Source organism: Actinomadura montaniterrae, assembly GCF_008923365.1.
Classification (GTDB): Bacteria; Actinomycetota; Actinomycetes; order Streptosporangiales; family Streptosporangiaceae; genus Spirillospora; species Spirillospora montaniterrae.
In genome coordinates, this window is the sequence record NZ_WBMR01000146.1 from 1 (window position 1) to 23,416 (window position 23,416).

Here is a 23,416-nt window from a genome sequence, read left to right on the forward strand (position 1 = left end):
CTGTGCCGCCGGCCCGGCCCCCACGCCCCCGTCCGTCCGGGCGCCCGTGCGGCGCCCGCCCCTCGAAGCCGGACGGGCCGTCACGCCCTCGTCCGGCCGGGCACGGGAGGGAGGTGGGAATCAGCCCCGATCCGAGCCGGCGCCATGCCGGTGCACCAGGCGGCCGGAACTCCGTCCGACCCCCGTCCCGGCCGCCCTCACGCAGTAAGGGATCGCTGCGGAGCCGAGCCCGTGAAGGCAAGAGCGCCTTCACGGGCCTCGGTTCGTTCCAGGCCCCCGCGCCGGACGAACCCGCGCCGGTCACGAGCCAGCGGACCCCCGCCGGAAGGTCAGAGCTTCTTGCGCCAGACCTGGCCGTACACCACGTCGCCGAAGCGGGCGACCGGCGGCTCCTCCTCTTCGAGGAGGAACCCGGCCCGCTCGTAGATCCGGTGCGCGGGCCGCTGCAGCGCCGTCGTCCACAGCATGATCTCGCGGTATCCGGCGTCGGTCGCGAACCGGACGCACTCATCGACCAGCGCCGCGCCGACCCCCAGGCCCCGCGCGCCGGGCTCGACGTGCAGGAGGCGCAGCTGGGCGACCTCCTCCTCGCGCCGGACGCAGAACACCGCGCCGACCCGTTCGCCGCCGGCCTCGGCGATCCACGCGCTCTCCCGCTCGGGGTCGTGGTCCTCGACGTAGCCGGCGACGACGCGGGCGACGAGCGCCTCGTAGGTGCGGTCCCAGCCGCACTCCTCGGCGTAGAGGGCGCCGTTGCGCTCGACGACCCAGCCGAGGTCGCCGGGGCCCAGGGGCCGCAGGACGGCGCCGTCCGGCCGGGCGCGGTCGCCGAGGATGCCCTGGACGGTGCGCATCGCGCCGAGGAGGCGGCGGCGGTCGTCGCCGGTGAGGCCGTCGAGCAGCGCGCGGATCTCGGCGCTGGACCGCTCGTCGAGCATCGCCTGCACCTCGCGGCCCCGGCCGGTGAGGCGGACGACCTGCCGGCGGGCGTCGCCGGGCGCGCGTTCCCGGACGACGAGGCCGTCGTTCTCGAAGCGGGTCAGCATCCGGCTGAGGTAGCCGGGGTCGAGGTCGAGGGCGCGCCGCAGCGCGAGCACCTCGGTGTCCTCGCGCTGCGCCAGCTCGAAGATCACTCTGGCCTCGGTGAGGGAGTAGGGCGAGCGCACCAGGCCCTCGCCGAGCACCCCGATCACTCCGGTGTAGAACCGGTTGAACGCGCGGACCGTGCCGACGTCCGCCGCCGTCGCCTCCATGCTCGTCCTCCTACGTTTGACTCAGTCAAACGTTACTCCCGGACGGGCCCGCGGATCCAGCCCCGGACGGGGCGGAATGCGGGAGGGAGGGTCAGGCGCGGGACGAGTCGGCGCCGGACGGCTCGGGCTCGGCCGCCGCCGCGGGCCGCACCTGGCGGGCCTCCGTGACGATCTTGCGCTCGACCCAGAACGTCATCAGCGGCACGACGCCGCCGAGCACGATGAGCACCATCTTGGTCAGCGGCCAGTCCGCCCGCCGCCACACGTCGTAGGCGGCGACGAGGTAGACCATGTAGAAGAGCCCGTGGACGGGCGCCACGATGCCCGCCATCGCGGGCATGTCGGTCGGACCGTACTTGAGGATCATGCCGATCACCAGCAGCACCAGGAGGCTGCCGACGAGCAGGGCGAGGATCCGGTACCGGGTCACCGCGCCTTCCACAGTTCACACCCTTTCATCGGCTGGCCGCATCCGGCGGCCCGCTCACGTCGCACGGCCCCGCGGCGGCGCGGGGCGCCCGGCGGCGCGGTCAGCCGCGCCGGTCGGTCTGGGAGTTGAGCCGCGCGAGGTAGCGGTTGTAGGCCGCCAGCGCGGGGTCCTCCTCCTCCTGCCGCCGGATGATCTCGCGCTTGACGGCGGCCTCGGCCGGCTCCTCGATCACCTTGGGCGCCGGGGCCACGCCGGCCTTCTCGTCGCGGATCATCTTGACCCACATCACGATCACGAAGATCGCGAAGATCGGCCATTCGAACGTGTACGCCCAGCTGCGGTCGTTGCCCTCCTGGGCGCGGTCGTACTGCCACCAGCCGAAGCCGATGAACGCGCCGCAGAGCACGACCGCGATCGCATGCAGGCCGAGCCAGGCCGGGGTGAGGAACCGTCGCACGTCATCGAGCGTACCCCCGGTCCCGCGCCGCCCGTGCACAACCCCCGGCTGGCCGCGGGCACCTCGGTGTTCAGCCTGAACGGCCTGGCCGGCGCGGTGCCGGGGCGGCGTCCGGAAGCGGCGGGCCGGTGTAGACGGCGCGGGGGCGCAGCGGGTGCGCGCCGCCGTACTCCTCGATGGCGTGCGCGAGCCACCCGGCGGTGCGGGCGACCGCGAACACGGCCTCGCCGGCGCCCGGGACGAACCCGGCGACCGCGCCGAGCGCCGCCACCGCGAAGTCGATGTTCGCGGAGGGCAGCCGGCGCCGCGCCGCCTCGTCCAGGACGGCCTCGGCGGCGGCGAGCCGCGGGTGCCCCGGGGCCGCCGCCCGGACGAGGTCCAGCAGCAGCGTCGCGCGCCCGTCGCCCGACTTGTACACCACGTGCCCGAACCCGGGGATGCGCTCGCCGCCGCGCAGCCGCCGCCCGACCACCTGGGCGGCCGACTCCGGGTCGGCGACCTCCGCGATCAGCCGTTCCGCGCCGTAGGACGCGCCGCCGTGCAGCGGCCCGCTGAGCACGCCGAGCCCGGACGCGACGACGGCGTACGGGTCGGCCCGCACGGACGCGGCGACCCGCGCCGCCAGCGTGGAGGCGGCCAGCTCGTGATCGGCCAGCAGGATCAGCGCCGCCTCCAGCGCCCGCAGCGCCCCCGCCTCCGCCGGCCGCGCGCACAGCCTCCCCCACAACCGCGCAGCCACCCCGCCCTCGCCGACCTGCGGCGGGTCGTCGTCATGGGAGCCGTTCGGGGCGGGCGGGAGGGCTTCGACGAGGCCGGCGATGAGAGAGCGGGCGGTGGCGGTGACGCCTTCCGGGTCCAGGTGGTGGCGGCGCGGGTCGGCGGCGGCCAGCGCGGTGACGATGACCTGGAGGCGGTCCATCGGGAGCAGCCCCTCGGGCAGCCCGGACTGCGCGGCGACGGCCGCCGCGACGCCCTCGTCCGGGGCCCGCCACGGCGCCTCGCCCGCGCCGTCGCGGCCCGTCCAGAGCCAGCCCGCGACGTCCTCGAACGAGCCGTGCTCGGCCAGGCCGAGCACGTCGCGGCCCCGGTAGTAGGGGCGGTCGGCGCCGAGCGCGGTGATCGCCGACTCGATCGCCAGCTCTCCCGGGCCCGGCCCGCGGCGGGGCTTGCCGCGCCGGGCCAGCTCCTCCACCTGCGCGGCGTCGAACAGGCTGCGCCGGCCGTCCGGGGCGTGCCGGCGGCGCAGCACGCCGCGGCTGACATAGGCGTACAACGTGGCGGGCTTCACACCGAGCCGCTCGGCGGCCGCCGCCGCGTCGATCCACCCGCCCACCTGGTCGTTCTCCGCCATAAGCGCTCCATTGACATTGATTTTCGTCAATATTGATACATATGGATCCGGCTGTCAATCTGAGGGCATGCCACAGATTCACTTCCTCGACGTCACCAACCGCGACGGCGTCCAGACCGCCCGGACCGGGCTGTCCAAGTTCGGCAAGACGATGGTGAACTTCTACCTGGGGCGGCTCGGGGTCGCGCAGTCCGAGATCGGCTTCCCGTTCCTGTTCCACGAGGTCCCCTACGTCCGGGCGCAGATCGCGCTGGCGGAGGCCGGGGCGTTCGGCGACCTGCGGCTCTCTGGCTGGTGCCGGGGCGTCCCGCAGGACGTGGAGAAGGCGGTCGCCGTGCGGGCGGGTGGCAAGGGCCTCGCCCACTACAACCTGTCCATCTCCACGTCCGACTACATGCTCGCGAACAAGTTCCGCGGGAAGCTGGACCGGGACGCCGTCATCCGCGAGATGACCGCGGCCGTCCGCGCGGCCAAGGCGGGCGGCGCGCGGACCGTCGGCGTCAACGCCGAGGACGGCTCCCGCACCGACGACGGCTTCCTCACCGAGTTCGCGCTCGCCGCGAAGGAGGCCGGCGCCGACCGCGTCCGCTACTGCGACACCATCGGCGGCGACACCCCCGACCGCATCCGCGAGCGCTTCGCCAAGCTCGCGTCCGCGATCGGCATCCCCGTCGAGACGCACTGCCACAACGACCTCGGCCTAGCCGTCGCCAACTCCATCCATGGCGCGCTCGGCGACCTGCAGGCCGGGCAGGACGCCTGGATCAACACGTGCGTCAACGGGATCGGCGAGCGGTCCGGCAACGCCGACCTGCTGTCGACCATCCTCGCGTTCCGGCACGCCTTCGACCCGCAGCTGACCGGCGCCGAGATCGGCGACCCGATCGACCTGTCCTGGGCGCGCCGCTTCGCATTGTGGGCGAGCTACGCCTTCGGCCAGCCGCTCCCCTACAACCAGGTCGGCGTCGGGCGGAACGCGTTCGCGCACGAGTCCGGCATCCACGCCGACGGGGCCCTGAAGGACCACGGCAACTACGAGCTGTACGACGAGGAGACCCTCGGCCCGTTCCCCGACGACTGGCACGCGCGGCCGGGCCGCGTCGTCCTGACCGGCGAGTACGGCGGCAAGGCCGGGTTCCGGCACGTCATGGACGGTCTCGGCGTCGAGCCCGCCGACGAGGAGCTGGCGTTCAAGCTGGTCCAGCTGTGCAACGCGCAGACGGGCCGCCCCCTCACCGACGACGAGCTGCGCCTCATCGCCGGATACCCCCGCGAGCTCGCCCTTCTCTTCCCGGGCGTCATCGACTGATTCGCCGCTTCCACCGCTTTTGTCGCTAGTGATCTCTACCTTGTGGAGGCATGGCGAGCAGCGCGACGGCACAGGCGTACTCCTACACGCGCCCCTCCGGGCTGGACGGCGGTCTCCTCGGACTGTCGACGTCCGGAGGGACGACGAGCACCGGGCCGCGGGCCCATCCGCACTTCTTCAGCGGCGTGCTCACCCAGGCGGCGCCGGCCGCGGCGGCGCTGATCGCGCTGGCCGACGTGGCGCGGACCCGCTACCACCAGCCGCGCCCGACCGGCTTCCGCGACCCGGTGTTCACCTGCAACGGCGACCGGCTGCGGATGGAGTCGTTCTCCGCGTGCGGCGGCGTGTACGCCCGGCTGGACGTGCTGGAGCCGGCGCTGGACGGCGACGTCCTCGAACGCGGCACCACGAACGTGGACGTCAACGGGCCGCTGCGCGAGGCCCTCGCCCGCGTCGGCGGATCGGACCCGCTGCATCTGGCGGTGGGCGCCGACGAGATGGCGGTGACCACAGTGGACGGCGCGGTGGTGGAGAAGAAGGTGCCGCTGCCGGAGCGTTGGCTGCGCGGGTTCGCCGAGGTCCAGGTGATCACCGCCGGGTTCGACCCGCGGGCCGGGCTGAAGGGGCCGGACGCGGTGCGGTTCCTGCGGTCGCTGCCCGCCCGTTCGCGCGGGGCGCTGTGGGCGGTGCCGGCCGGGCGGACGCTGCGGCCGTCGTCGCGTCCGGCGCCCGGCGCGGTGTGCCTCGCCGGCGCGGACCGGCTGCGCACCATGCTGCCGCTGCTGCGGTTCGCCCGGGCGCTGCGCGTGTACGGGCCGCCCGTCACCGCGGGCAGCGCGCCCGTGTCGAGCGTGTGGGAGCTGGAACTGCCCGGCATGCGGTACTTCCTGACGCTGTCTCCGGAGGTGTCGCGGGGCTTCTCCGGCGAGGGCGCCGTCCTCGACGCCCTCGCGACGGACGAGGCCGCCGGCGACACCGACCTGATCGGCGCGCTGCTGTCGTTCGAACCCCGCGTGGACCCCGGCCTGCTCGCCGAACGCTCCGGCCTGCCGCTCGACCGGACGAAGGCGGCGCTGACGCAGCTCGGGACGTCCGGACGCGTCGGCTTCGACACCGCCGAGGCCGCGTTCTTCCACCGCGAACTGCCCTACGACGCAGCGCGCGTGGCGGCACTGAACCCGCGCCTGCGGTCGGCGCGCGCGCTGGTCGAGGACGGCGCCGTCCGGTTCACCGGTAGCGACGCCGCGGTCGTGACCACCGACGGCGGCGACCGCGAGGTCCGCTTCGAGGGGGACCGCGCCACCTGCACGTGCCCGTGGTGGTTCGATCACCGGGGCGAGCGCGGGCCGTGCAAGCACGTCCTCGCGGCCACGATCGTCCGCCGCGACGGCGAGGCGGTCGCCGCGCTGGACGCGGAGGCCGCGCGATGAGCTGGGACGGGATCCGCGCCGCGATCGACGCGAAGGACACCGGCCGGGTGATGGCGCTGGTGGCCAAGCTCGACGGGCCGGGACGCAAGGAGGTCGCCGACCGGCTCCCCGGAAAGCTGAAGGAGATGCGCGACGCCGCCCAGTGGGGGGAGCTGGAGAAGGGCTACCACCAGCCGCTGATGATGGCGGGCGCCGGCACGATCGGCGGCGCCGCCGCCGTCGCGGCCTGGCTCTGCCGCCGCGAGTTCGACACGTGGTGGCTGCGCTTCCACGGCAAGGAACTGCGCCGCGACCTGGACGTGGTCACCGCGACACGCCCCGCCGAATGGCGCGCCGACGTCGCCCGGCGCATCGCCGACCGCCTCCGGATCACCGACTTCGCGGAGTCCGTGCTGCCGCGCTGGCACATGGCGGCGGGCCTCACCCTGTCGGCGGGCGCCGAGCCGCCGGCGGCGGACGGCTTCGTCGTGATGTGGGCGAGCGGCGGCGCCGACCCGAACGCCCTCGCCGACGACCCGTTCCTGGACGCGCTCGTCCCGCGCCTGTTCGAGGCCGACGGCGTCGGCGCGGCCCTCGCGTTCGACCGGAGCACCGCGGAGTGGGACAAGGGCCGCCGGACCTGGGCGGACGCGCTGGCCGAACTCGCCGCCACGGGACGCGTCCCGCGCGGCACGCTGATCGACGGCTGCGTCCGGCGGTTCCTGCGCGGCGGCACGCCGCACGAGCTGCGCTGGTTCGCGCAGTTGCACGAGCTTCTGGAGCCCACGGACGACGAGGTCGCCGCGCGGGTCCGGGACTACGCCTGGCTGCTGCCGTCCGCGCCGTCGACGATCGCGGACCTGGCGCTGCGGGCCGTCCGCCGGGCCGACGAACTGGAGATGGTCGGCGAGCCGCTGTTCGAGGAGGCGGCGGCCGCCGTGCTGTTCCGGCCGGAGAACAAGCTGGTCCGGACCGGCCTGACCTGGCTGGACCGGACGGCGCGCAAGCGCGGGCGGGTGGACGCCACGCTTCGCGCCGTCACCGCCGTGTTCGCCTGCGACTCCCTCGACCTGCGGGAACGCGCCGTCAAGATCGCCGTGAAGCATGCCGGGAAGGCGTCCGCCGAGACGGGCGAGCAGGTCCGCGGCGCCGCGTCGGGGCTGCCGGGGCCGCTCCGCGAGACGATCGCCGCCGCGTTCGGCGAGGTGGAGGCCGAGGCCGCGTTCCCGCTCCCCGTGGGGCCGCCGCCGTTCGTCCCGCGCGAGATGCCCGCGCCGATCGGCTCGCCCGCCGAACTGGCCGAGGAGTTCGCCGTCCTCCTGCACACCGAGCATCCTGACTGGCTGGCCGTCGAACGCTTCGTCGCCGCGCTCGTGGAGTTCGCCTACCAGGACATCGACGGCACGAGGGACGCCCTGCGTCCCGTCGTGGAGAAGCGGGCGCCCTGGTTGACGAACGCGGACCGGCTGGGCCGGCACCACGAGCAGGACTGGACGCTGTTCTCCGTCCGCTGCCTGTTCGTCCCCAAGACCCCCAACCGCCTGGTCGAGGCCCTCGCCTCGCTCGTCAAGGGGTGGTCGCGCAAGGGCGAAACGATCTTCGACCCGCAGCTGGACCGGTTCCTCGCCCTGCGCGGGCGCGAGATCGCCGCCGCCGTCGGACGGGTCCCGGTCCTGCCGGCCACCCCGACCACGGCCGCCGGACACGTCGATCCCGGCGTGCTCGTCGAGCGGCTCGAAAGGCTCGAAGCCGCGGGGACCGAACCGGGACGCGCCGAACTGGCGCAGGCGATGCTCCGCGTCCCGCGCGAGATCGACCCGGCCGCCGTCGCCCGTGCCAAGGGCCTGGTCTCGCCGGCGGGGCAGGCGCTGGCGGCATGGCTGGCCGCGGGCCCGCAGCCCGACCCGGACGTCCGGTGCGAGGTCCTGGCGGAGCCGACCGCGACGGTCGGCGACCGCAGGCTGCGCCTTCCGTCCCGGATCCTCTCCGTCGTCTCCTTCCCCGGCGACTCCGACATCGCGCGCCTGTGCGCCTTCCCCGAGGAGGGCTGGCGGGACTTCGGGCAGCCGAAGTACTCCCGCACGTTCGCCTGGTGGCCGGGCGTCACGCCGTCCCACCGGGAGATCGCCGCCGCGCAACTCGTCCCCTACCAGGCCGGCCTGGTCGACGAGGGCTGGCTGCAGGGCGCGACGATGCTGGCTCTCGCGGAGGCCGACGGGCCGTCCGGATCCGCCACCGGGACGCTGCTCGCCTGCACGCTCGCCAACGCGCACGAACGCCACCGCGCCGACGCCGTCGACGCGCTGCTCACGCTGAGCGCGCGCGGCGTCCTGCCCGCCGCCGAGACCGGCGTCGCGATCGGGCGGCTCGCCGCGTTCGGCCGCGTCAAGCTCGGCCGGGTCGCGAAGGCCCTGGGCACCGCCGCCGACGCGGGCGCGCACGCCGACGTCTGGACGATCATCGCCGCCGCGCTGCCCGAGATCCTCGCCGGACCCGGCGGCCACACGGCGGTCCGCGGCCTGCCCGACCTGCTCGCCCTCGGCACCCGCACCGCCGAGACAACCGGCGCGCGCGGCGAGATCCCCGCTCTGAAGGCCGTCGCGGGGCGCGGCGGGTCCAGCCGGCTGGCCAAGGAAGCTGCCCGGCTGCACCGCGGCCTCACCGCAACCTGACGGGCCGCCCCGGTGTTGAAGAGAATGTCGGACACGGATGGCACGCTGAACGGACCGGAAGGGAGCGCCCGACGATGACCGAGACACTCGCGTTCGGCACGGTCGACACCGTGCTGGGACGGCTGCTCGTGAGCGAGACCGAGACGGGGATCGTGTCGCTGGACTTCCGCGACACCCCCGCCGCCCGCGAGCGGGCCGCCCGCAAGACCGGCCTGCCGGTGGTGGACGCGCCCGGCCGCCTCGACCCGGCGCTCGCGGCGCTGCGCGACTACTTCGCCGGCGACCTGAAGACGTTCGAGCTGCCGATCGACTGGCGGCTGACGGGCGACGTGCAGCGGCAGGTGCTGACCACGCTGTACGAGACCGTCCGCTACGGGCAGACGATCACCTACGGCGCCCTCGGCGACCGCAGCGGCACCGAGGTCCACGCGCAGGTCATCGGCCAGGTGATGGGCGGCAACCCGATCCCGCTGATCGTCCCGTGCCACCGCGTCGTCGCCTCGAACGGCCTCGGCGGCTACAGCGGCGGCTCGGGCGTCGAGGTGAAGCGCTGGCTGCTCACCCTGGAGGGCTCCATCCCCGCCACCCTCGACTGGGACATCGCCAGTCCGCCGCGTTAGGCGGGGGCGGGGGTGTAGGTGACGCCGGTGAGGGTTTCGGAGACCTGCCAGAGGCGGTCGCCGAGGCCCGCCTTGGCGGCCTGCGGCGGCGTGACGACCTTGGCGGGGCTGCCGCGGAACTGCAGCAGGCGCGGGCCGTAGCAGGCGCCGCCCTCGACGCCCGGCGCGGTCGCGGCGTACAGGGACGGCAGCGCCCCGGCCGCCGCCGGCTGCGCCACCACCGCGTTGCTGAGCACCATCGCCTTCGCCATGACGGAGTTGCCGGCCATCTTCGGGCCGGCCTCCTGGAGGTTGGTGGCGGCGTAGCCGGGGTGGGCGGCGGCGCTGGTGATCTCGGGGACGCGGCGGTCCAGCTCCCGGGCGAAGACGAGGTTGGCGAGCTTGGCCTGGCCGTAGGCGCCCCACTTGCTGTAGCGGCGCTCGCCCTGCAGGTCGTCGAAGCGGAAGCGGCCGCTCCACGCGACCCCCGACGTCACCGTGACGACCCGGGCGGACGCGGCGGCCCGCAGCGCGGGCAGCAGCAGGCCGGTGAGCGCGAAGTGGCCGAGGTGGTTGGTGCCGAACTGCATCTCGAAGCCGTCGGCGGTGGTGCGGCGCGGCAGCGCCATGACGCCCGCGTTGTTGACGAGGATGTCGAGCGGCGCGTCGCCGTACCGGGCGGCGAACGCGCGCACCGACGCCAGGTCGGCGAGGTCGAGGGAGCCGAGGGTGAGGTCGGCGCCGGGCGCGGCGGCCCTGATCCGGTCGAACGCGGCCTGGCCGCGCTCGGCGCTGCGGCAGGCCAGCACGACGGCGGCGCCGTGCCGGGCGAGCTGCAGCGCCGTGTGGTAGCCGATGCCGCTGTTGGCCCCGGTGACGATCGCCCGCCGGCCCTGCAGATCGGGAATGTCGGCCGCCGTCCACCCGCTCATGGCACCTCCACGTCCTAGCGCGACCTCAAAAGTTAGACGTGTAATTCAATAGCGACAAGCCGTGTGGTGCGATTCACAATGCCGGGGGGCCGGCCGCGGGGTTCGCGCGCCCGCGTCCGGCGCCCTTCCCGGGGCCTTTTCTCAGGCCGGAAGGTTCTTCTCGATGGCGGCGACGACGTCGGCGGACTCCGGCTCGGCCTGCGGCGCGAACCGGGCGGCGACCGCGCCGTCCGGGGCGATCAGGAACTTCTCGAAGTTCCACCGGATGTCGCCGGTGTGGCCCTCGGCGTCGGGGGTGCCGACGAGGCCCTCGTACAGCGCGTGCCGGCCGTCGCCGTTGACCTCGATCTTCTCGGTCATCGGGAACGTGACCCCGTAGGTCGCCGAGCAGAACTGCGCGATCTCCTCGGCGCTGCCGGGCTCCTGGCCCATGAACTGGTTGCAGGGGACGCCGAGGACGGTGAAGCCGCGCCCGGCGAACCGCTCCTGCAGCCGCTCCAGGCCGGCGTACTGCGGGGTCAGGCCGCACTTGGAGGCGACGTTGACGACGAGCACGGCCTTGCCCCGGTACTGCCCGAGGTCCGCGGGACCGCCCTGCAGACCCTCGATCTCCACGTCATAGAAGGACATGCGGCCGATCCTAGGCGATCACCCCCGGCCCGCACCGCCCGGACCGCGTCCGGAGGCGGCGGGTCACGGCGACAGGTCCAGGCTGCTCACGAACGAGGAGACCTGATCACCGGCCCTGCCCAGCTGGGTGAACGCGTTGTTGACGAAGCCGGCCGCGTCCCGGGGTGAGCTCAGCAGGTAGAAGATGACGAAGGCGATGGCCACATAGCGGAGGTTCTTCTTCATCCGTACGCCGTCCCTGTTGTAGCGCAGCGACACATTGACCCGATCCAATGATGCCCAGCCGCGTCTGCTCGCAAAGCGGGATTTTACTGTGACGCGGGGGAGAGCGCTTGCTTGCCGCGCGCGAAAAAGCCCCGCACCCGCGGCGGGTACGGGGCCTGGAAGCGGCGGCTAGCTGGGGATCGCGCTCATGAACTGCGACAACGACTCGGCCGCGGTCCCCAGCCCGCTCAGTGCGTTGTTGACGAGATTCGCCGCTCCCTCGGGCCTGCTGATGACGTACCACGCCACAAACGCGATAGAGGCCAGCTTCAACTGCTTCTTGTTCACTACAACCACCCTCTGCGGTCGGATGCCTACGGAGTGTAGTTCCCAAGGGTGGCCGCAGGGAGATCAAGACGGGGCAAAGTCAAGGTCATGTCCGCTTGGCGCGGACGCGGGGGGACGCGGGCCTCAGCCGCCGTGCTCGGTGAGGTAGTCGATGTAGAAGGGCCGGAGGGCGTCGGCGACCTCGCCCTCCCCCGCGTGCGTGAACTCGCGCAGCAGCGACAGGCCGTGGAACAGGTCGAACTCGGCGCGGTCGACCTCGCCGGTGGCCGCGGCGGCGGCGGGGATGGCGCGCAGCAGGTCCCACAGGAAGCCCACGTCGTGCCGCTCCCTGGCCAGCTCCATCGCGCGGTCGTGGAGTTCCTTGGACGACAGGGTCGACAGGTCGTCCTGCTTTCCGCCCTCAGGCGTCACATCCGCCATGGGTCGACTCTATGCCAAGCCCGGCCCGGCCCCCGAGGGGCCCGGGCCGGGCGCGGCGCCTACTTCTGGACGAGGTCGGACGGGATCGGCTGCCCCTGCTTCAGCGCGCCGAACAGCTCCGACGCCTTCGTCCTGTCCCAGGTGATGTAGGAGCCGGCGCTCGCCGAGGAGCCGGTCCCGCCGATCGGGACGGTCGTCGTCACGCCGCCGTTGGCGACGCCCCGCATCGCCCACATCATCCGCACCAGGTCGTACAGGTGGTCGCCGTCGTCCACGAGGAAGTTGCTGGTGGAGTGGAGGGCGAGCGGGACGCTGCGGAACGGGTTGAGGAGCGTCGTCGGGCTGGACGCCTTCTTCATCAGCGCGCCGAAGAACTGCCGCTGGTGCTCGACGCGCTCCAGGTCGGCGCGGGCGAAGTGCCGCGACCGGACGTAGCCGAGCGCGTCGCTGCCCTTGAGGTTCTGGCAGCCGGCCTTGAGGTCGATGCCCGCCTTCGGGTCCTTGATGTTCTCCTTGACGCAGATGTTCACGCCGCCGACGGAGTCGACCACGCCCACGAACCCGTTGAACCCGATCTCGGCGTAGTGGTCGATGTGGACGCCGGTCGCCTTCTCCACCGTCTGCGCGAGCAGCTTGGGCCCGCCGAACGCGAAGGCCGCGTTCAGCTTGTTGGAGCCGTGACCGGGGATCGGGACGTAGGAGTCGCGCGGGAGGCTGACGAGGGACGTGCCGCCCGCGCCGTAGTGCAGGAGCATCATCGAGTCGGTGCGCCGCCCGGACGCGTAGCCGGTGTGGAGCTTCTTCTGGGCCGACTTGTCCAGGCCCTTGCGGCTGTCGGAGCCGACGATCAGCCAATTGGTGCCGGGGGTGTCGGCGACCCGGCCCGGGTAGTCGACCAGGACCGACTCGCGTTCCAGCCGCGAGTCGAGGTAGAAGTAGCCGCCGACGATCAGCAGGACGAGCACGGCGGCGATCACGCCGAGGACCCGGGGCCAGCGGCGCCGCCGCCTGCGCCGCACCGGCGGGCCGCCCGCCGGGCCGTCGGGGTACACCCGGCCTCCGGCGAGCTGGTCGCCCGCGTACGGGTCGTCGTAGGGGTCGCCGTACGCCTCCCGCCCGTAGGCGGCGTGCTGGTGCTCCGCGCGTACGGAGTCGTGCCTCTCGCGGGCCACGCCGTCGTCCTTCCTGCCGTGTCCGGCCACCAGGCCGGCGCCGGTCATGCCGTAGACCCTAGACAAACCCGCGGGGTGCCGCGTCCATCCGGCGCATGATTGTCCACACCTCCAAATCACTTCGATTTGTGACATGTGAAGCGGACAGAGTCCCCCTTAAGGCGCAGACCGCCCTTCGGTGGCACAGACGCGCGGAGGGCGGCGCATGGGCGCGAGGCGGCGTATCGCCGGGGGATTTCGGCTGCTCGCACGCCGGCGGCGCCGGGGTGATCCGCCCGGCGCCGCGCCGGACGACCCGTTCGAGTCGCAGCTCCCGGAGCTGTCGGCGCACGTGTGGCACGCCAAGGACGGCGAGCTCGCCGAGACCGGGATGGGCACCATGGCCCGCCGGCTCCCCGCGGTGATCGCGCAGGCGGCCGGGCTGGCCTGGCGGGCGAGCCGCGCCGACACGGCCGCGACGATCTCCCTCAACCTCGCCGCCGGCCTGTTCACCGCCTTCGGGCTGCTCGCCACGACCGGCGTGCTCACCGCGCTGTTCAGCGCCGGGCCCACGCCCGGCCGGGTCCGCGACGCGCTGCCGTCGCTGGTGCTCGTCGCCGGCTCGGTGGCGCTGCGGTCCGGGCTGCAGGCCGCCGCCGGCTGGACGCAGGCCCGCCTCGAACCGCAGGTCCAGCGGCTCGTCGAGCTGCGGCTGTACGAGGCGACCACGGCCGCGGACCTGACCGCCCTCGACGACTCGACGTTCCTGGACGACCTGCAGCGCGCCCAGACCCGCGGGATGAACGCGGCGTCCCAGGTCGTCCAGCACGCCGTGGACGTCCTGACCGGCGCCGTCGGGATGATCGCCGCCGCCGGGACGCTCGGCGTGCTGCACCCGCTGCTGCTCCCGCTGCTGCTGCTCACCGCCGTCCCGGAGGGCTGGGCGTCGGTGCGCAGCGCCCGGATGCGCTACGCGACGATGCTCGCGCTGGTCGGCGTCGCCCGCCGCAAGTGGATCCTGTCCGACCTGATGACCGAGCGGCGGCACGCCGCCGAGGTCCGCGCGTTCACCATGCGGCCGTTCCTGCTCGGCGAGTACGACCGGTTCGCCGCCCACCAGCGCCGCGTCGAGCTCGGCCTGGCCCGCAGGCAGACCTTCGCGAAGCTCACCGGGGACGTCCTGAAGGGCCTCGCGACCGCCGGCGTCTACGTCGCGCTCGGGCTCATGCTCTGGCAGGGCTGGGTGCCGCTGGCCGTCGCCGGCACGGCCGTCCTCGCGATCAGGAGCGGGCAGACGTCCCTGGTGAACCTCGTGTTCGCGGTCAACCAGTGCTACGAGGAGGGCCTGTACTTCGGCGACTACCTGGCGTTCTGCGACGCCGCCGAGGCCCTGATCCCGCACCGCGCCCTCCCGCCCGCCGCCGCCGATCCGCGTCCGGCGCTGCCCACCCGGTTCTCCCGGATCCAGGTCCGCGACGTCACCTTCACCTACCCCGGCTCCGACGCCCCGTCGCTCAACGGCGTCTCGCTGGAACTGCGCCGCGGCGAGGTCGTCGCGCTCGTCGGCGAGAACGGGTCCGGCAAGACCACCCTCTCCCGGATCATGGCCGGGCTCTACGACCCCGACGGCGGCGAGGTCCGCTGGGACGACGTGGCCCTCGCCGACGTCCCGCAGGACGAGGTGTGGAGCCGCGTCGCCGTCATCGCGCAGGAGTACACCCACTGGCCGATGACCGCCCGGCAGAACATCACCATGGGCCGCGGCCCCGACCACCGCCCCGGCGAGCCGGAGGACCCCGCCGTCCTCGCCGCCGCCCGCGCGTCCGGCGCCGAGGAGGTCGTCGCGGACCTGTCCCGCGGCTACGACACCCTCCTCGACCGCCGCTTCCAGGGCGGCGCCGAGCTGTCCGGCGGGCAGTGGCAGCGGCTCGCCGTCGCCCGCGGCTTCTACCGGGACGCGCCGCTGCTGATCTGCGACGAGCCCACCGCCAGCCTCGACGCCCGCGCCGAGCACCTGCTGTTCGACCGGATCCGCGACCACGCCGCCGGCCGCACCGTCCTGCTCATCACGCACCGGCTCGCCAGCGTCCGCTACGCCGACCGCATCTACGTGCTGGAGCACGGCAAGGTCATCGAGGAGGGCGACCACGACGCCCTCATGGCCGCCGGCGGCCTCTACGCCGACCTCTACTCCCTCCAAGCTGCTGCTTACCGGGGAAGCGGCGAGGTCTGACCTCGGCCGCCGGTCACGGGCAGGCACGCGGAGCGAGCCCTGGCGAGCGCAGCGGGCATGCCCGCCGGTCGACAGGCCGTTTCGCGCGGAGCGCTAGCGGAGCGGGAAACGGCCTGTCGACCGTGACGGGGGTTCCAGGGGGTCGCCCCCCTGGGCTGGCAGGGTCAGATGTAGGGGCCGAAGGAGTTGGCGGCGGTGCCCGGGGGTGTTTCGGGGAGGTCCTCGGGGCGCAGGAGGCGGACCTCGGCGGGGTCGATCGCGGCGGGGTCCGCGTCGTGGGCGGCGGTGATCCGCTGCGCCTGCCGGGACACCGCGGCGTCCAGCAGGTTCCGGACGAGGCGGGCGTTGCCGAACGAGGAGCCGCGCGGGTGCGCGGCGACGAGCCGGCGCAGCGCGGCCGGCACGCCGGGGTCCAGGGTGAGGCCGGCCGTCGCCGCCATCAGCTCGAAGATCGTGACGAGCTCGTCGTCGGAGTAGTCGGGGAAGCGCAGGACCTGCGGGAAGCGCGACTCCAGGCCCGGGTTGGACTTGAGGAAGCGCTCCATCTCCGCGTCGTAGCCCGCCACGATGACGACCAGGTCGGCGCGGTGCTCCTCCATCAGCCGCAGCAGCTCGGCGATCGCCTCGTGCCCGAAGTCGCGCTGGTCGCCGCCGCCCGCCGAGGTCAGCGCGTACGCCTCGTCGATGAACAGCACGCCGCCGAGGGCCCGCTCGACCGCCGTCCGCACCCGCGGCGCGGTCTGCCCGACGAACTCGGCGACGAGGTCGGCGCGGGTCACCTCGACCAGGTGCCCGGACGACAGCAGGCCGAGCCGCGCGTACACGGCGGCGATCAGCCGCGCGATGGTCGTCTTCGCGGTGCCCGGGTTGCCCATGAACACCATGTGCCGGGTCGGGACGGTCAGCGGCACGCCGGCGTCGCGGCGCATCTGCTCGGCGCGGGCCTCGGCGACCAGCGCGTCCACCTGCCGCTTGACCTCCTTGAGGCCGATGAGCCGGCCGATCTCGCCGAGCGGGTCGGACGAGACGTCCCCGCCGGCGCGGGCGAGGGCGTCGGGGACGTCCTCGAGGAGGATCTCGTCGAGCGACTCGGTCTCGTCGACGATCCCGTCGGCGAGCACGCGGCGGCCCTGCATCGCGACCGCCCGGTCCAGCAGGTTGATCATGATGCGGGCGTTGCCGAAGCCGTTGTCGCGCGGCGCGGCCTGGGCGAGCGCGCGCACCTTGTCGAGGACGCCGGGGGCGAGCGCGAACCCGCCGTCGGCGGCCTTGCCCGCGAACACCTGCACCAGCTCGTCGTCGGTGAGGTCGGGGAAGCGGACGGTCCGGGGGAACAGCGCGGCGAGGTCGGGGTGGGACTTCAGCAGCCCGTTCATCTCCGCCTGCGGCCCGGTCAGCACGACCACCAGGTCGTCGGCGTGCGCCTGGACGGTGGTGAGCAGCACGTCGAGGACCTCGCGGCCCCGCGCGGCGTCCACGGCGGCGGCGACGAACGCGTGCGCGTCCCGGACGACCAGGACTCCGCCGAGCGCCTGCTCGACGGCGCGGCGCACCCGCAGGACGCTCTCGGTGGCGTACTCGCCGAGCAGGTCGGCGCGCTCGACCTCGACCATGTGCCCGGACGACAGCACGCCGAGCCCGGCGTAGATCCGGCCGAGGATCCGCGCGACCTTGGTCTTGCCGGTGCCGGGGTTGCCGGTGAACACCAGGTGGCGGGGGCGCGCGGCGAGCGCCATGCCCGCCTCGCGGCGCAGCCGGGCCGCCTTGGCCTCGGCGACCAGCGCGTCCACCTCGCGCTTGACGGGCGCGATGCCGGCGCAGGCGGCGAGCTCGGCGAACGGGTCGGTCTCGGCGGGACGGCCCGGGATGAGCCGCTGCGGCAGGTCCGCGGCCGTGACCTCGGGGGCGTCCCGGCCGGTGCGGGCCCGCGCCGCCGCGGCGCACTGCGCCGCGGTGTGCTCGGCGAGCCGGGCGCCGCGCAGGTTCAGCACCTGAGGCGTCCGGCTGAGCAGCACCCCGGCGGTCGCGGCGACCTCGGCGGGCACCGTGGCGCCGCGCGCCCGGACGGCCCGGGTGAACAGCTCGGCGAAGTCGTCCTCGGTGAAGTCGTGCGTGCGGGCCACGTCGAACGCCCGGACGAGCGCCGGGTTGGCCTCGAACAGCCGCCGGTCGCCGCCGGGGCGGCACAGCGCGACGACGTCCAGGCGCGGCGAGCGCGCCATGAGGCGGCGCAGTTCCTCGACCGCCGCCGCGCCGCAGCGCTCGTAGGAGACCAGCCGCTCCAGGTCGTCGACGACGAGCAGCATCCGGCCCTCGACGCAGTCGCGGACGCGGGCCTGCAGCCACAGCGCGGCGTCGCTGACGCCCAGCGACGCGAACACCTGGTCGGAGACCCACAGCGCCTCGCGGACGGCGCCGCCCGCGGCCAGCCGCCGCTCCAGCAGCTCGGTGGCGGTGCCCTTGCCGGTGCCCTCGGGGCCGGCGATCAGCAGCCGGACGGGCCGCTCCCCCGCCAGCCGCGCCGCGAGCGCGTCCTGGACGGCGCGCGCCAGCTCCGGCTGCCCGACCAGCTCGTCGCGCGCCCCGTCGTCCTGCGGGCCTTCCTGCGCCGCCTCGTCCCGCTCGGGCCGGCCGTCCGGGCGAGCCGGGGCGTCCCGGGACAGCAGGCCGGCCAGCGGGTTGACGACGCGGCGCGCCGCGAACAGCCGCCGCAGGTCCGACTGGAACGGGCGCACCGGGACGCGGCAGCGCGGGCTCGTCGCGGCGTCCGGCAGGCCCTGCACCGCGCCGGTGACGCGGACCGCCATGTCCAGCCACGCCCGCGCCGCGTCCGCCTCGCCCGCGACCAGTCCCCGGGCCAGCCATCCGCGCACGTCCTGCTGCCACGCCTCGACGGCGAACCCCGCGCGCACCGCGCGGAACCGCTCCTGCAGGTTCTGGTAGCGGTCGGCCCCGAGCGCGACCGCGAACTCCGCCGGGACGGTCGCCGCGTCCGCCGCCAGCAGCAGCTTGGCCAGCGCCGCGTCCGCGCCGTCGCCGTCCATGACGGCCTCCGACAGCCGCGCGTGCGCCGCGTCGAGCCCGTCGCAGGCCCAGCCGAGGTACCCGACGGGCCCGGCGAGCTCGGGCAGGACGTCGAGCTCCTCGTCGGTGAGCCCGGCCGTCCACACCTCCTCCAGCCGGTCCTGCGGGACGGTCAGGTCCAGCTCGTGCAGCTCCGGGTCGGCGGCCCGGCGGTCGAACAGGCCGATCAGCGCCCGGCGGCGGCGCTCCAGCGGCTCCAGGCCGTCGAAGACGTCCAGCCCGTCCCGCGCCAGCTCCAGCATCACCGTCCGCAGCTCGCGGTCGTCTCCGGCCGGCTCGGGCAGCCACAGGCCCGGCGGGCGCCACCGCCCGCCCTGGGTGAACCACGCGACCGGCTCGCGGACGGCCGGCTCCGGCGTCGCCAGGAAGTCCGACAGCAGCTCGTAGTCGACGTCGCCGCGGGACCCGCCGCGCACCGCCGACGCGCCGAGCAGGAACGTCAGCAGCGACCACTGCTCGGCGCCCGCCGCGCTCGTCCCCTCCCCGTAGAAGTCGCTCAGCCGCCGCGGGAGCAGCTCCGCGCGGGGGTCGGCGTTGTAGGCGACCGCGCGCTCCCGCATCCGCTCGTAGAGCCCGCCGGGCACGCGCCACGGCCCGTGGGCGTACACGTCGAGCACGGGCTCCTCGGTGAGCAGCAGTTCGAGATGGTCCGGCAGCCGGGGGGAACGCACCTGGTCCTTCTCCTATGCGGCGGGGCGGGGACGTCACGTCTCGCAAGCACCCTACGACCCGGCGCGATCACGCACATCCCGTCGCGCCGGGTTGGCACACGGCCGCTCCTCGGCGATAGTTGTCATACGGAAAATATCCGCCGGGCGCCGCGCCCGGCGGCGCCCGGCCCCTAGGAGGCGGAACCCCCGTGCCACCGTTGGAAGTGACCGCCCGCTCGCAAGCCGGCCGGGCCGTCGTGCGCCTGCGCGGCGAACTCGACATCGCCGGCTCCGACGAGCTCCGCCGGCACCTGGAGGCCGCCCGCCGCGAGCACGGCGACCACCTCATCCTCGACCTCGCCGACCTGGAGTTCATGGACTCCCAGGGCCTGTCGGTCATCGTCGGCTGCTACAAGGCCGCCACCGCCGCCGGGGGCAGCCTCACCCTGGCCGGCCCCCGCCCCATCGTCCGCCGCACCCTGGAGATCACCGGCCTGCACCGCCGCATCCCCGTCCAGGCGACGCTGGAGGCGGCGCTGACCGCGGACCGGAGCGCCGCCCCCAACCCGCCGCGCGACACCGCGCGCGGGGACGGCGACCCGCCGGCCCCGTCGGGCGCGCGGCACGAGGCCCCCCGCGGCTAGCGCGCGCCCGGCCGCGGAAAGGCCTCCGGGGTCAGCTCGCCGTCTCCGGCGACCGCAGCTCCGTCGGGACCGGCCGCTTCGGTTCCCGGCCGTCGCCGGACGAGCGGCCCGTCGCGCGCCGGCCGATCCACGGCAGCAGGTAGGCGCGCGCCCAGTGCAGGTCCTCGCGGCGCGAGGTGAGCCAGTCGACCGGGTCCAGCGGCGGCCACGGCTCGCGCCAGTCGTCCGCCACCGGCACGCCGACGACGCCCGCCACGATCAGGGCCATGCGGCGGTGCCCCTCCGGCGACAGGTGCAGCCGGTCCTCGTACCAGGCGCGCGGGTCGTTGAAGATCCGCAGCGACCACAGGTCGACGACCGAGCAGCCGCGGCGGTCCGCGATCGCGCGCAGGTGCATGTTGTACGTGGCGGCCTTGCCGCGGATCCGGGAGCCGCTGCGCAGCCCGCGGGTGTCGAACCCGGTGAAGATCACCACGCGGGAGCCGGTGGCGCGCAGCCGCCGCACGGCGTCGTCGAACACGACCGCGAGCGCGTCGGGGTCGGCGCCGGGGCGGATCATGTCGTTGCCGCCAGCGCAGAACGTCACGAGGTCGGGGTTCAGCTCGACGGCGCGCGGCACCTGGTCGGCCACGATCTGCCGGACGAGCTTGCCGCGCACCGCGAGGTTCGCGTACCGCAGGCCGGGGCTGTGCACGGCCAGATGCTCGGCGAGCCGGTCGGCCCAGCCGCGGAAGCGGTCGTCCTCGCCCGGGTAGGGGTCGTTCAAGCCTTCGGTGAAGCTGTCGCCGATGGCCACGTACGTACGGATCTTCTCCAGTTCGTCCATCGCGGGCCCTGGCACTGGTTCAAAGTCGGTCACGTCAGACAATCATGCATCGTGCATACAATCTACGCGACCGTAACCTCGGGGGGTGTGGGGCACCCGACAGCGGCCGGGCGGAGCGGCCGGGCGGAGCGCTCGCGCGGGCGCCGGATCCGGTCCGGGATCCGGCCCTGCGTCAGGTCCAGCTCGGCGACGCCGTGCCCAGCTGCCCGCCGGACGCGGCGGGCGGGGCCTGGGCGGCCGCAGGCGCGCCCGAGGCGTGCACCGACATCGCGTGCTGCACCAGCGTGATCAGCACCTGCTTCGTCGACTCGCGGCTGCGCGCGTCGCACTGCACGATCGGCACGTGGCCGCTGATCGACAGCGCCTCGCGGATGTCCTCGATCGCGTACTGGAACTCGCCGTGGAACCCGTTGACGCCCACCACGAACGGCAGGCCGAGCTCCTCGAAGTAGTCGACCGCCGCGAAGCAGTCCTCCAGCCGCCGGGTGTCGACCAGCACGACGGCGCCGATCGCGCCGCGGACCAGGTCGTCCCACATGAACCAGAAGCGGTGCTGGCCCGGCGTGCCGAACAGGTACAGGATCAGCTCGCTGTCCAGCGACACGCGGCCGAAGTCCATCGCGACCGTGGTGGTCGTCTTGTCCGGGACGGCCGACAGGTCGTCCACGTCGGCGCTGGCCGCCGTCATCACCGCCTCGGTGGTGAGCGGCATGATCTCCGAGACCGACCCGACGAAGGTGGTCTTGCCGACGCCGAACCCGCCGCCGACGACGATCTTTACCGAGGTCAGCTCGGCCTCGGGTCCGTGCGGCCCCGGAGGCGGGACCTGGTCAGAGCTTCCGAAGGCCACTGAGCACCCTTTCTAGCAAGCGGAGGTCCGGCTGGCCGCCGGCGGTGGTGGGGGTCGACTGGTGCAGGCGCAGCAGCCCTTCCATGGCCATGTCCGCGACGAGGACCCGGGCCACGCCGAGCGGCATGCGCAGCAGCGCGGACACCTCGGCCACGGAGCGGGCCGACCGGCACAGGTCCATGATCGCCCGGTACTCCGGGGTCAGCATGGCCACGTCGCGCGGCGGGTACGGCGCCGCCGTCACCAGGGCCTCGATCGCCAGGTCGTACCGCGGCTTGGTGCGCCCGCCGGTCACCGCGTACGGGCGCACCAGCGAGCTGCTGTCCCCCTCGTCCCGCCCTTCCGGCCGGTCCTGCACCGAGCGCGGCTCACCGGGCCAGCGCCCGGGGCCTCCCGGACCGGCTCCGAAGGGACTGCCTCGATCCATGTCGCCGACCTCCGTCAGAGTCAGTCACGGTCAAAAGCGGGCGGGGCCGGCGCCCATCTCGGTCACCGAGGGGCCGCCGTAGGGCTGCTGCTGCTGCTCCTGCGCGCGCAGCGCCGGCGTCAGCACCCGGCCCACCCGCTCCACCAGCAGCGTCATCTCGTAGGCGACGAGCCCGAGATCGCAGTCGGGCGCCGCCAGCACCGCGAAGACCGACCCGTTCGCGATCGACATCACGAACAGCAGCCCGCGGTCCATCTCCACGACCGTCTGGTTCACGCCGCCAGCGTCGAAGATCTTCGCCGCGCCCTGGGTCAGGCTCATCAACCCCGAGGCGATCGCCGACAGCTGGTCCGCACGCTCGGGCGGGAAGCCCGCGGAGTAGGCCATCGGCAATCCGTCGGAGGAGACCACGACGGCGTGCGCGACCTTCGCGACACGGTCCGCGAAGTTCGTCACCAACCAGTTGAGATCCTGCCCGCTCACCGGGTGCCTCCCGTCTCGCCGTCACCCTGTGACGGCACCTCACCTGACACGCCCCCGCCGCGAGTCTCGTTGCGTCCCCGATGGACGCCGCGCTGCAGGCTCGCGAAACGGTTGCGCACGACGTCGGCCGACTGGCCGGACGACTGCTGGTCCTGCACGGGCGCCCCCGGGCGCGGCACCGGCTGGGTCCGGCCGGTGGCCGCGGGCGGCGGCGCCGCCTGGGGCTGCTGCCCGCCCCCGGCGGCCGGCCGGTTGCCGACCGCCCCGGGGATGCGGTTCTTGCCGGGGACGCGCTTGGGCAGCCCGACCTGCGTGCGGCTGCCGGCGACGGGCTCGCGGATCGCCTCGGCGGCGCGGAAGCCCTCGTCCGCGGGGGACTCCCAGCCCTTGACCGGATCCTCGCCCACGTCCCCTCCCGTCCGGCGCTGGAACCATTCCGACTGCATCGCATCGAAGATCGGCGAACGCTCGGGCACCCGCGGCGACGGCTTCGCCCCGGCCGGCGCCGGCGGCCGGTGGACGGCGGGAGCGGGCTGATCGTAGCCGTTCCGGTCGTAGGCCGCCGGTTCGGGGGCGCGGTGCTCGGGCGCGGCCTCGCGGGGCCGCGGCTCGGCGGGCCGGCCGCGGGCCGGCGCCCCGTTGCGGGAGCCGTCGCCGTGCGGACCCTCCCCCGCGACCTGCTCCAGCGGGCCGGTCTCCCAGGGGATCTGCTGGCGCCGGGCGCCGGGCTCGGGCACGACGGGCTGGGCCTCGGGGACGACGGGCTGCGGCCCGGTGTGCCGCCCGCCCGCGTCGCGGAACCCGTTGGGAGCGTCCTGGTAGCCGCCGCCCGTGTCCTGGTAACCGCTGGCCGCGTCCTGGTAGCCGCCGCCCGCGTCCTGGTAGCCGTTGGCGGTGTCCTGGTAGCCGTTGGCGGCGTTCTGCGTGCGCTCGCTGCGCGGCTGGAACACGTTGTCCTGCCGGCCGGCGTCCGCCTGCCGGCCGCGCAGCTGGGCGCCGGGACGGCGGACGGGCAGGTCGCTCGGCGAGCGCGGGGCCGGCGGCTCGCCGTACG

General features: G+C 74.4%; 21 protein-coding genes and 1 pseudogene. 6 read left to right on the plus strand and 16 right to left on the minus strand.

Features of this window, described 5'->3' with window-relative positions:
* Positions 1 to 329: 329 nt before the first annotated feature.
* From F9B16_RS34845 to F9B16_RS34860, 4 genes are all read right to left on the minus strand, one after another.
* Positions 330 to 1,253: a bifunctional helix-turn-helix transcriptional regulator/GNAT family N-acetyltransferase gene (locus F9B16_RS34845; RefSeq protein WP_151544475.1), complete on the minus strand. Its 924-nt coding sequence runs from the start codon at positions 1,251 to 1,253 to the stop codon at positions 330 to 332.
* 91 nt (positions 1,254 to 1,344) lie between these two features.
* Positions 1,345 to 1,695, minus strand: a complete 351-nt coding sequence (locus F9B16_RS34850) for a DUF3817 domain-containing protein (protein ID WP_151544476.1) — start codon at positions 1,693 to 1,695, stop codon at positions 1,345 to 1,347.
* An 88-nt stretch (positions 1,696 to 1,783) separates the two neighbouring features.
* On the minus strand, positions 1,784 to 2,140 hold the full coding sequence (locus F9B16_RS34855) for a hypothetical protein (protein ID WP_151544477.1): 357 nt from the start codon (positions 2,138 to 2,140) through the stop codon (positions 1,784 to 1,786).
* A gap of 70 nt (positions 2,141 to 2,210) precedes the next feature.
* The gene (locus F9B16_RS34860) at positions 2,211 to 3,491 is read right to left on the minus strand and encodes a citrate/2-methylcitrate synthase (RefSeq protein ID WP_151544478.1); all 1,281 of its coding nucleotides are present in this window, start codon (positions 3,489 to 3,491) and stop codon (positions 2,211 to 2,213) included.
* 67 nt (positions 3,492 to 3,558) lie between these two features.
* Between F9B16_RS34860 and F9B16_RS34865 the strand changes: the two genes are divergently transcribed.
* From F9B16_RS34865 to F9B16_RS34880, 4 genes are all read left to right on the plus strand, one after another.
* Positions 3,559 to 4,800 (plus strand): homocitrate synthase/isopropylmalate synthase family protein, encoded by a 1,242-nt coding sequence (locus F9B16_RS34865; RefSeq protein ID WP_151544479.1) that lies wholly within the window; start codon positions 3,559 to 3,561, stop codon positions 4,798 to 4,800.
* A gap of 50 nt (positions 4,801 to 4,850) precedes the next feature.
* A complete protein-coding gene (locus tag F9B16_RS34870; protein WP_151544480.1) occupies positions 4,851 to 6,230 on the plus strand; it encodes an SWIM zinc finger family protein in 1,380 nt (459 codons plus the stop codon).
* Positions 6,227 to 8,881, plus strand: coding sequence for a DUF6493 family protein (locus tag F9B16_RS34875; RefSeq protein WP_151544481.1), 2,655 nt, complete (start codon positions 6,227 to 6,229; stop codon positions 8,879 to 8,881). The genes F9B16_RS34870 and F9B16_RS34875 overlap by 4 nt, the downstream gene beginning before the upstream one ends.
* A 74-nt stretch (positions 8,882 to 8,955) precedes the next feature.
* Complete coding sequence (locus F9B16_RS34880; RefSeq protein ID WP_151544482.1) at positions 8,956 to 9,501, plus strand: methylated-DNA--[protein]-cysteine S-methyltransferase; 546 nt, start codon at positions 8,956 to 8,958, stop codon at positions 9,499 to 9,501.
* Here the strand turns inward: F9B16_RS34880 and F9B16_RS34885 are convergent.
* The 6 genes from F9B16_RS34885 to F9B16_RS34900 form a co-directional block, all read right to left on the minus strand.
* Positions 9,498 to 10,412, minus strand: coding sequence for an oxidoreductase (locus F9B16_RS34885; RefSeq protein WP_151544483.1), 915 nt, complete (start codon positions 10,410 to 10,412; stop codon positions 9,498 to 9,500). The two genes, F9B16_RS34880 and F9B16_RS34885, sit on opposite strands and share 4 nt — an antisense overlap.
* A 141-nt stretch (positions 10,413 to 10,553) precedes the next feature.
* Positions 10,554 to 11,042 carry a glutathione peroxidase gene (locus F9B16_RS34890; protein ID WP_151544484.1) on the minus strand — a complete coding sequence of 163 codons (489 nt, stop codon included), beginning with the start codon at positions 11,040 to 11,042 and terminating at the stop codon, positions 10,554 to 10,556.
* A 63-nt stretch (positions 11,043 to 11,105) separates the two neighbouring features.
* Positions 11,106 to 11,267, minus strand: a complete 162-nt coding sequence (locus tag F9B16_RS51460) for a hypothetical protein (protein ID WP_190865319.1) — start codon at positions 11,265 to 11,267, stop codon at positions 11,106 to 11,108.
* Between the two features lie 168 nt (positions 11,268 to 11,435).
* Positions 11,436 to 11,594, minus strand: coding sequence for a hypothetical protein (locus F9B16_RS51465; protein WP_192809141.1), 159 nt, complete (start codon positions 11,592 to 11,594; stop codon positions 11,436 to 11,438).
* 123 nt (positions 11,595 to 11,717) lie between these two features.
* Positions 11,718 to 12,014 (minus strand): hypothetical protein, encoded by a 297-nt coding sequence (locus F9B16_RS34895; protein ID WP_151544485.1) that lies wholly within the window; start codon positions 12,012 to 12,014, stop codon positions 11,718 to 11,720.
* A 59-nt stretch (positions 12,015 to 12,073) separates the two neighbouring features.
* Positions 12,074 to 13,234 (minus strand): LCP family protein, encoded by a 1,161-nt coding sequence (locus tag F9B16_RS34900; protein ID WP_151544486.1) that lies wholly within the window; start codon positions 13,232 to 13,234, stop codon positions 12,074 to 12,076.
* Between the two features lie 157 nt (positions 13,235 to 13,391).
* Here F9B16_RS34900 and F9B16_RS34905 point away from each other — a divergent pair, with 157 nt between their 5' ends.
* Positions 13,392 to 15,398 (plus strand): ABC transporter ATP-binding protein, encoded by a 2,007-nt coding sequence (locus F9B16_RS34905; RefSeq protein ID WP_151544487.1) that lies wholly within the window; start codon positions 13,392 to 13,394, stop codon positions 15,396 to 15,398.
* A 164-nt stretch (positions 15,399 to 15,562) separates the two neighbouring features.
* Here the strand turns inward: F9B16_RS34905 and F9B16_RS34910 are convergent, their stop codons facing one another.
* Positions 15,563 to 19,153, minus strand: a complete 3,591-nt coding sequence (locus F9B16_RS34910) for an AAA family ATPase (RefSeq protein WP_151544488.1) — start codon at positions 19,151 to 19,153, stop codon at positions 15,563 to 15,565.
* Between the two features lie 188 nt (positions 19,154 to 19,341).
* Here F9B16_RS34910 and F9B16_RS34915 point away from each other — a divergent pair, with 188 nt between their 5' ends.
* Entirely contained in the window at positions 19,342 to 19,776 is a 435-nt protein-coding gene (locus F9B16_RS34915; RefSeq protein ID WP_192809142.1) for an STAS domain-containing protein, read from the plus strand.
* Between the two features lie 31 nt (positions 19,777 to 19,807).
* On the opposite strand, the gene F9B16_RS34920 is transcribed toward F9B16_RS34915, so the two are convergent.
* From F9B16_RS34920 to F9B16_RS51470, 5 genes and pseudogenes are all read right to left on the minus strand, one after another.
* On the minus strand, positions 19,808 to 20,602 hold the full coding sequence (locus F9B16_RS34920; protein ID WP_151544492.1) for an SGNH/GDSL hydrolase family protein: 795 nt from the start codon (positions 20,600 to 20,602) through the stop codon (positions 19,808 to 19,810).
* Positions 20,603 to 20,774: 172 nt separating this feature from the next.
* Entirely contained in the window at positions 20,775 to 21,392 is a 618-nt protein-coding gene (locus F9B16_RS34925) for a GTP-binding protein (protein WP_151544493.1), read from the minus strand.
* 40 nt (positions 21,393 to 21,432) lie between these two features.
* Positions 21,433 to 21,879 carry a DUF742 domain-containing protein gene (locus F9B16_RS34930; protein WP_151544490.1) on the minus strand — a complete coding sequence of 149 codons (447 nt, stop codon included), beginning with the start codon at positions 21,877 to 21,879 and terminating at the stop codon, positions 21,433 to 21,435.
* A 30-nt stretch (positions 21,880 to 21,909) separates the two neighbouring features.
* On the minus strand, positions 21,910 to 22,362 hold the full coding sequence (locus F9B16_RS34935) for a roadblock/LC7 domain-containing protein (protein WP_151544491.1): 453 nt from the start codon (positions 22,360 to 22,362) through the stop codon (positions 21,910 to 21,912).
* Positions 22,359 to 23,416, minus strand: a pseudogene (locus F9B16_RS51470) (hypothetical protein); the annotation flags it as partial. The pseudogene F9B16_RS51470 and the gene F9B16_RS34935, both read right to left, overlap by 4 nt.